Origin of the sequence: Methanoregula sp. (assembly GCF_023227875.1) — an archaeon.
GTDB lineage: Archaea > Halobacteriota > Methanomicrobia > Methanomicrobiales > Methanospirillaceae > Methanoregula.
This window is the reverse complement of the sequence record NZ_JALOCH010000026.1, coordinates 1-7,246: the sequence shown is the minus strand read 5'-3', so window position 1 is coordinate 7,246 and position 7,246 is coordinate 1. Positions and strand designations below refer to the sequence as shown.

Genomic DNA, 7,246 nt, shown 5'->3' with positions numbered 1-7,246 from the left:
CTCCCCTCGGGATTTGGAAAGTTCCCGGACCTGCCTGAGTACGTGTGCAGTGGAGAGGATTAACATCGTCATCGTTCTTGATACGTGGGCCTGGGTTCACTACTGGCAGGGGGATATGCGGGTTCATCCGTTTTTCGAAGGGACCGAACATCTGATTACGTCCGTGATTACAATTGCGGAACTGGAACGGCACAACACCGGTAACCCCACAAAGATGGAGGAGATGTTGCTTGAGATCCGGCAGCGTAGTCGTATCGTTCCGATTGACATCAGCATTGCACGGCTTGCGGGAGGCGTCAGGAGCACGATGAAGGAAGGCGGGATTGCCGACGCCCTGATCATTGCAACCGCAATGAAAAACCGTGCGAAGGTCCTGACGGGGGACCCGCATTTCAAAATCTTCCCCGGTGTCATATTCATTGATGACACTTGACCGGTCTTTTTTGTCAGATCGCCCCGGTTCTTCGACGTGCGAGTGGTTCATCAGAATCCGAAAGGTTTGTCAGAACCTTGAGGAAGAGAAGATTTTCCGCAGAAAATCTTCGAACCACGAGGATGAGAAGAATTCAAAGAATTCTCCGACGTAAAACTTCGAACCCCGCCAGAACCCCCATAGCGACCGCCGGGTCACGGATCACCACCCCCCACACCCCAAATCTCATCTCCCCACCCGATCCTCGATTAAAACAAGCTCTAAACAGGCCGGTTTTTCTCCTCGCAAAATCTCCGGATAAGCAAACGGAGCCCATAGCACAATTTCCCGTGGCACTCCCCGCAAAAACCCCAAAAACAGGCCGGTCGGACACCAGGGAAAAATGGCAATCCGGTGCAGAAATGAGCCCGGATACTATTCCGGGGGGGTGGTACTCCCATCATGTGCCGGGATATGAGACATCGCAGCCTTGGATCTCCGACAGTATGGGTACCCCACGGTCACCATTTCATCCGACGTGAACTATAGGTGAGCCGAAGTAAAACCGATCCAAAAAACGCGTTTTTTCCGATCGGACCTGCCACTACCGCTTTTCCGGCCGTTCGTCCATCCAAATACCGCTACATACCGTCATGCCTTTTTCGTCGTGAAAAACACCCGGCCGGGTCGAATTACTGTGGCATTTTTAAGAATTACCGCTTCCCGTGATGCCCGTTCCCTCTTAAGAACCGTGTTTCTCCGACGGAGAATGGATCCCGGGAGAACACAGGTCACTTCATACGATCAAGGGAGACCGCCACCGGTGATAATCGACAGAGAAATCACTCTCTGATATACATCTTCCCATGAATTTTTTCTTACATTAATACAGATGTCTTACTCAGTAAGCCAAAACTATATTATCTTACAATCCAACTAATTTCATACTATGGACGTTGTTACCCTGTCCTCAAAAGGCCAGATCGTCATTCCTTCAAAAGTCCGGAAAAAATTCTCGTTAAAGGAAGGTGACTCGCTGGTGATCGTGGAAGAGGATGATGGCATCTGTCTCAGGCCGCTGGTCAACCTTACAGAACTCTGGGGCGTTGACAAGCTGAAGGATACCGGGACACTGCTTAACGAGATGCGGAAGGAGTGGGATGATGAGCTCGAAGACAAGATTGCTCTTTGACACCCACGCGTTTCTCGCATTTTTTAACCGCGAAGAAGGATCGGATACCATTAAAAAATATTTTGAGGCCATCCAGGATGGAGAGGCAGAAGGATTCGTTGCAACGATCACGCTGACCGAGCTTGTATACATTTACACAAGGAAAACAGATGCAGCAACCGCCCGGCTCCGGGTCATGCAGGTCCAGGGCTCGAAACTGAACCTCATCCCGCTGACTTCGGAGATCGCGATTAATGCCGGCACCATAAAGCGTCCGGGAATTTCCGTTGCGGATGCGATCATTGCTGCGTCCGCTTTGTCGGTCGGAGCCTCGGTTGTCACAAACGATCCGCATTTTTCCGATATGGGCGTTGAGGTAACCGGGTATCCGTGATAATCTGTACATGACCATACCTTTGATCGATGTTCATGACAACTGCGTTCTCATATACCCCCATCTGACACCGGCTTTTTTAAGAATTCTCAAAACCGTGGGGCCTTTTGGGGAAAACAGGATCATCCGGTCCGACGCTGCCGCAAATAAAATATAAATAGCATCGTGTTATAATGCATGAAGCAATGAAGACCATCACCCTCCGCGATGAAACATATCATTCGCTTCTCGTCCTCAAGGAAGGCGGTGACAGTTTTTCCGATGTCATTGACCGCCTTATCAACAGGAAGAACCGCGACATCCGGGAGTATGCCGGGGCGCTCCGCGACTCAACGGTACTGGACGATCTCCATATGTTCACAAAAAAGATGCGCAGTTCAGGACGGGCGAGAATTTGATCGTCCTTGACACTTCGTTTTTAATCGATTACTTCCGGAACGAGAACCTTTCCAGTCTCATACCGCAGGGTGAGAAGGCTGCCGTGACAACGATATCCTACTACGAGATCATGGCAGGGATCCAGCGAATGAAATCGCCAAGAGAGGAGAAATTTTTCCGGCACTTTTTTTCCGATGTTGAGATCCTTGATTTCGATCTTATGGCTGCGGATATTGCAAGTGGTATCGGAGCCCGTATGGCAAAAGAGGGGAACCGGGTGAATGCATTTGATATCCTGATTACCGGCATAGCGCTTGCTCATCATGCAGGAACAATAATTACCGCAGATACGGATTTTAACAAGATTGCAAAGTATGCGGGAATTGAGATAAGAAATTACCAGCGATAATTATTATCACGTTAACCCCGGGAGATCGCGATTAATGCCGGCACCATAAAGCGTCCGGGAATTTCCGTTGCGGATGCGATCATTGCTGCGTCCGCGTTATCCGTCAACGCATCGGTTGTCACAAACGATCCGCATTTTTCCGATATGGGCGTTGAGGTAACCGGGTATCCCGGATGAATGGTGAATCATACATGAAGACAAAAAGCCGTACCATACTGAAGTACGCGGACGCACTTCATGACTCAAAAGTACTGAACGATTTGCAGATTCTCACAAAAAAGATGCGCAAGTCCGGCAGAGTGAGAATGTAATTAATTATTCTCTTTTGTTCTGGTAAAATTTTCCTATTTTCCTGATATTTCCGGGGAGGGGCGTGATTCCTGACAGGAGGGGCTGGCCGGGGAAGATCTATCAGCCCTTCGCCACGGGGGGTACGGACGGGAGTCGCACAGAATCTTTCAAATAAATTGCACAGGTCAGACAAACCGGGATTTCCCGAAAAGTAAAAATAACCTGTGGATTCCAGAACAGGGGTTCAATATGAGACAATATCAAGCCCTTCGATTATTGAAAAATGCCGGTCACGAGTAACCAGGGGTTCATCATGGCGGAGCGCAATTGCCGCGATCAGCTCATCGAATGTGGAGATATGCCGGCCACTTCCGGGGAGGGCTGATGCAATATCAGCATAGATGACTGCAGATTCCGCATCGAATGGAAGAACCGGAAAAAAATGCAGGAATTTTTCCGAAACGTCATAGACTTTCTTTTTACCGCTCTTCTTCGCACCATAGAGAAATTCAGCGCTGCTGATGGAAGTTGTCTTGAGGGGGTCGTGTAATTGTGTCACTGTTTCTGCATCCGGATCTCCCTTCATGAGATCGATGAGAAAACAGGTATCCACGATAGTCAAAGTGATACCTTCCGGGGCTTGATGCGAGCGAGTTCAGTCTTTGCGGTCTTCACGGATTCTGCAATCTCACTGCGTACCCCGGGATCGACAGTCTGCAAAAAATCGCAGACACTTTTCTCCTCGCCTCCGGTGACACGGAGAATCACATCGGAATAACTCTCCCCGGCCCGTTTGTGTGCCTTGAGCGCGTGATACGCAGATTCCTTGATGTTGATGGTCTTGGTCACCATGATAGATTTATTGTGTATACACAGTTATACTTTTTTCGACGCTCTTTACTTTCACCTCACGTTCCCACACCCATAAAACCTTCAGCCGCCAACATAACAAGAGAAATGGACAGCATCGACACCTACTTCCCGTACAGCGAGTACCGCCCCGGCCAGCGCCACATGCTCGAGGTCGCAGCGGAGGTGGCACGCACGGGCGGGATCGCGATGATCGATGCCCCGACCGGCTCCGGGAAGTCGAGCGTTGTTGCCTCGCTCCTTGCCGAGCGGAAGAAGCGGAAGATCGTCATTGCCGTCCGGACCGTGAGCCAGCTCACGACCTTCATCCGCGAACTCGAACTTGTCAGGAAGAAGGCCCCGCAGATCAAGACCGTGTACCTGGTAGGCAAGGGCAGCATGTGCCCTCTCGGCGGCGAAGGGGACATCTACCGGCGGTGCGAGGGGGTCAAGGCCTTCTCGAACTCGCTGATGCGGGACCGGGCCGACAAGGGAGCGCTGACCCCATCAAAAGACCCGTTCATCATCCAGCAGATCCGGCGGATGGACCGGGAGCACCCCCTCCTCTGCCCGTACTATATCGCGAGCAGGATGTTTGTGCCGGCCGAGAGCATGGGGGTCAAGATGGTGCCCTCTACCGCCTTACGGAACAAAGCAGATCGTGTTATCGCAAACCCGGTCCCGCCCCGCGAGCTCACGGAGTTCTGCGGCGAGATCTGCCCGTATGAACTGATGATGCAGGCCGCAAGGACTACGGACGTCGTGATCCTCAACTACCACCACCTCTTCAACCGCGACATCCGCGACCAGCTCTACGCGAACCTCGGCGTCGAGCCGCAGGACGTGCTCCTCTTAATCGACGAGGCGCACAACTGCGGGGACGTGATCACCGGCATCGAGAGCGTCACGATGGAGGAACGCGACCTCGAACAGGCATCAAGGGAACTCTCCGGCATGGCACGGCGCCACAAGGGGGCGGAGGCGGTCCGGCACGTGCTGCCCCGGCTCACGGAGTTCATCCGGGGCCTTGCCAATTCTGCGGAAGCAGAAGACTGGTTCGACCCCGCGATCTTCGACCGGATGATCATCCGCGAATCGCTCTACAAGGACATGGACGAGATCGTTGACGACCTCATGGGGCTCTCCGAAACGATCCATGAGAAAAACCAGAAGTCGGGCGAGTTCCGCGAGACCGCAATCGAGCGGCTGACGGAGTTCCTGCTCCGGCTCTCCAACTCCGCCACCGATCCCGCGTTCCTGACCGTGTACCGCAGGGACGAGTCGGGGATCACGCTCGAAGTCCGCAGCATCGACCCGGCCGCTTCGCTCTCGGAAGTCTGCGGCTCGCATGCCTGCACCATCCTGATCTCGGGCACGCTCTCGCCGGTTGAGAGTTTCCGGAAATATTATTTCGGGAACGGGAATGTCACCACCCTCTCCCTGCCCAATGCGTTCCCGAAGGAGAACCGGCTCATCGCCTGCGCCAACGACATCACCACCGCGTACTCGATGCGGCAGAACAGGGACAACACGAACCGGATCGCGGGATACATCCGGTCGTTCTGCTCCCTCAAAGGCAACCGTGCGATCTACTTCCCCAGTTACCAGATCCTCGAGTCCTACGCGGAACTCACCACCCGGGATATCCGGGGAAAGAAGATCTTTATCGAACCCCGGGACACGGCGAACGCGAACGCCGCCCTCTCGGAGTTCCTCTCCCTGCCCTCCCGGCGCGAATCGGGCGTCATGTTCGCGGTCTCGGGCGGGAAGTGGAGCGAGGGGCTCGACTACCGGGGCGATATGCTTGCCGGCGCAATGGTAATCGGCCTGCCGCTTGCCCCGTTCAACCGCGTGCGGAAGATGATGATCGAGTATTACCGGCACAAGTTCGGGACCGAGGGCGAGTTCCTCTGCTACACGCTCCCCGCGGTGAACCGCTCCCTGCAGGCACTCGGGCGCGTGCTGCGGACACCCGAGGACCGGGGCGTCCTCGTCCTGGGCGAGAAGCGCTTCCTGGAGAAGAGAGTACGCGATGCCCTGCCACCGTGGATGCAGGCCGAGATGATCGCATGCAACTGCGAACAGTTCCGGGAGGTGCTGGCCCCATGGAGATCCTGAGCGGCTCGTGCCGGCTCGGGCTCTGGCATGTCCATGTGTACTGGAGCGGGAACACCATCCACCGGGTCCGTTTCGCGACCACCGGGATCGACGGCGATGTCCCCACGCCGGTCCGGCAGTTCTGCGCAGGACGGGCAGTCAACCTCCGGTCGTTTGCGAGTGTCGCGATCCACGATGATACACCCTATAGCCGGATTTACCGGGCCGTACAGGAGATCCCGTACGGGAAGACCGCAACGTATGGTGAAATCGCCCGGCAGGTCAGTACATCACCCCGCGTGGTCGGGCAGGCAATGGCCCGCAACGCAACGCCGCTCGTCATCCCGTGCCACCGGGTCGTGGCAGCAGGCGGGATCGGGGGATTTTCACCGGCAATCGAGATCAAGCAACTACTCCTGGACATGGAGAGGAAAGGTGTGCGGAAGGGCAGGATCTCCCCTCGCGTAAACTACTACATACAGGAGATCCAATAATTCCGGGGAGCAGGGGTGAAGGCATGAGGTCCGCAGTGGTTCTGGTAGGGGGTGAAGCACGGCGTGCCAATGGCAAAGAAAAATATTTTTTCATCTACCAGGGAAAGACGTTCATCGAACGTCTCGTGGATACGCTCCGGCAGGTCGTGGACGAGATCATCCTCGTGGCCCGGGACCCGGAACAGTGCCGCCGCTTTGACCACATTGAAGGGGTGCGGTGCATCACCGATATCCGCCAGGGGATCGGCCCCATCGGCGGGCTCCATGCCGGGGCCCTTGCGGCAAAGGGCGACCTGCTCTTCGTATCCGCGTGCGACATGCCCTGCCTCGACGCAGGAGTCATCTCGTACCTCTTCGACACGATCGGCGATTCCGATGCAGCGATCCCGAGCTGGAACCAGGACATGCTCGAACCCCTCCACGCAGTATACCGGCGCGAGGTCCTGCTGGAATACCTAAAAAACCACGAGTCCTATTCACTGCGCCCGATGATCCGTTCGATCAACACCCGGTATGTCCCGGTTAATGAACTCAGGGCATACGACCCCGGGCTCCGGTCCTTCACCAACATCAACAAGCTCGAAGACCTCGAGCGGATCAACGGCCGGCACACCCCGTGCACGGATACACCGGACAATTCCCGGTAAACCGCTCCTGCATGTTAGTTCCTTTTATCAAATGCTTTAACATATATGCGATGAGATCAACCGTAGATAGTATACCGGATCAATAGTGCAACGAGGTCTGCCAG

11 protein-coding genes are annotated in these 7,246 nt (G+C 54.7%); 9 read left to right on the top strand and 2 right to left on the bottom strand.

Features of this window, described 5'->3' with window-relative positions; all coding sequences use genetic code 11:
- The 6 genes from M0R30_RS14725 to M0R30_RS14820 all read left to right on the top strand — a co-directional run.
- On the top strand, positions 1 to 433 hold a 433-nt coding region (locus M0R30_RS14725; RefSeq protein WP_292548279.1), incomplete at its 5' end, for a PIN domain-containing protein.
- Between the two features lie 928 nt (positions 434 to 1,361).
- A complete protein-coding gene (locus M0R30_RS14720; RefSeq protein ID WP_292548276.1) occupies positions 1,362 to 1,604 on the top strand; it encodes an AbrB/MazE/SpoVT family DNA-binding domain-containing protein in 243 nt (80 codons plus the stop codon).
- Positions 1,576 to 1,977 (top strand): PIN domain-containing protein, encoded by a 402-nt coding sequence (locus tag M0R30_RS14715; RefSeq protein WP_292548274.1) that lies wholly within the window; start codon positions 1,576 to 1,578, stop codon positions 1,975 to 1,977. The genes M0R30_RS14720 and M0R30_RS14715 overlap by 29 nt, the downstream gene beginning before the upstream one ends.
- 185 nt (positions 1,978 to 2,162) lie before the next feature.
- Positions 2,163 to 2,375 (top strand): antitoxin VapB family protein, encoded by a 213-nt coding sequence (locus M0R30_RS14710; protein WP_292548272.1) that lies wholly within the window; start codon positions 2,163 to 2,165, stop codon positions 2,373 to 2,375.
- On the top strand, positions 2,372 to 2,764 hold the full coding sequence (locus M0R30_RS14705; protein ID WP_292548270.1) for a type II toxin-antitoxin system VapC family toxin: 393 nt from the start codon (positions 2,372 to 2,374) through the stop codon (positions 2,762 to 2,764). The genes M0R30_RS14710 and M0R30_RS14705 overlap by 4 nt, the downstream gene beginning before the upstream one ends.
- Before the next feature lie 24 nt (positions 2,765 to 2,788).
- Positions 2,789 to 2,941 (top strand): PIN domain-containing protein, encoded by a 153-nt coding sequence (locus M0R30_RS14820; RefSeq protein ID WP_366513140.1) that lies wholly within the window; start codon positions 2,789 to 2,791, stop codon positions 2,939 to 2,941.
- A 358-nt stretch (positions 2,942 to 3,299) separates the two neighbouring features.
- Here the strand turns inward: M0R30_RS14820 and M0R30_RS14700 are convergent, their stop codons facing one another.
- On the bottom strand, positions 3,300 to 3,668 hold the full coding sequence (locus M0R30_RS14700) for a type II toxin-antitoxin system VapC family toxin (protein ID WP_292548281.1): 369 nt from the start codon (positions 3,666 to 3,668) through the stop codon (positions 3,300 to 3,302).
- A gap of 5 nt (positions 3,669 to 3,673) precedes the next feature.
- Positions 3,674 to 3,907, bottom strand: a complete 234-nt coding sequence (locus M0R30_RS14695) for an antitoxin VapB family protein (protein ID WP_292548268.1) — start codon at positions 3,905 to 3,907, stop codon at positions 3,674 to 3,676.
- 105 nt (positions 3,908 to 4,012) lie between these two features.
- Here M0R30_RS14695 and M0R30_RS14690 point away from each other — a divergent pair, with 105 nt between their 5' ends.
- The 3 genes from M0R30_RS14690 to M0R30_RS14680 are packed head-to-tail and all read left to right on the top strand — an operon-like array spanning position 4,013 to position 7,142.
- Positions 4,013 to 6,022, top strand: coding sequence for an ATP-dependent DNA helicase (locus tag M0R30_RS14690; protein ID WP_292548266.1), 2,010 nt, complete (start codon positions 4,013 to 4,015; stop codon positions 6,020 to 6,022).
- Positions 6,010 to 6,495, top strand: a complete 486-nt coding sequence (locus M0R30_RS14685) for an MGMT family protein (protein ID WP_292548264.1) — start codon at positions 6,010 to 6,012, stop codon at positions 6,493 to 6,495. Before M0R30_RS14690 ends, M0R30_RS14685 begins: the two co-directional genes overlap by 13 nt.
- Positions 6,496 to 6,518: 23 nt before the next feature.
- Positions 6,519 to 7,142, top strand: coding sequence for a molybdenum cofactor guanylyltransferase (locus tag M0R30_RS14680; protein ID WP_292548262.1), 624 nt, complete (start codon positions 6,519 to 6,521; stop codon positions 7,140 to 7,142).
- Positions 7,143 to 7,246: the final 104 nt, after the last annotated feature.

What these genes read in the sequence shown, in the direction of transcription:
- M0R30_RS14720 (WP_292548276.1), top strand. Translation starts at nt 1,362, where the DNA reads ATGGACGTTGTTACCCTGTCCTCAAAAGGCCAGATCGTCATTCCTTCA.
- M0R30_RS14715 (WP_292548274.1), top strand. Translation starts at nt 1,576, where the DNA reads ATGAGCTCGAAGACAAGATTGCTCTTTGACACCCACGCGTTTCTCGCA.
- M0R30_RS14710 (WP_292548272.1), top strand. Translation starts at nt 2,163, where the DNA reads ATGAAGACCATCACCCTCCGCGATGAAACATATCATTCGCTTCTCGTC.
- M0R30_RS14695 (WP_292548268.1), bottom strand. Translation starts at nt 3,907, where the DNA reads ATGGTGACCAAGACCATCAACATCAAGGAATCTGCGTATCACGCGCTC.
- M0R30_RS14690 (WP_292548266.1), top strand. Translation starts at nt 4,013, where the DNA reads ATGGACAGCATCGACACCTACTTCCCGTACAGCGAGTACCGCCCCGGC.
- M0R30_RS14685 (WP_292548264.1), top strand. Translation starts at nt 6,010, where the DNA reads ATGGAGATCCTGAGCGGCTCGTGCCGGCTCGGGCTCTGGCATGTCCAT.
- M0R30_RS14680 (WP_292548262.1), top strand. Translation starts at nt 6,519, where the DNA reads ATGAGGTCCGCAGTGGTTCTGGTAGGGGGTGAAGCACGGCGTGCCAAT.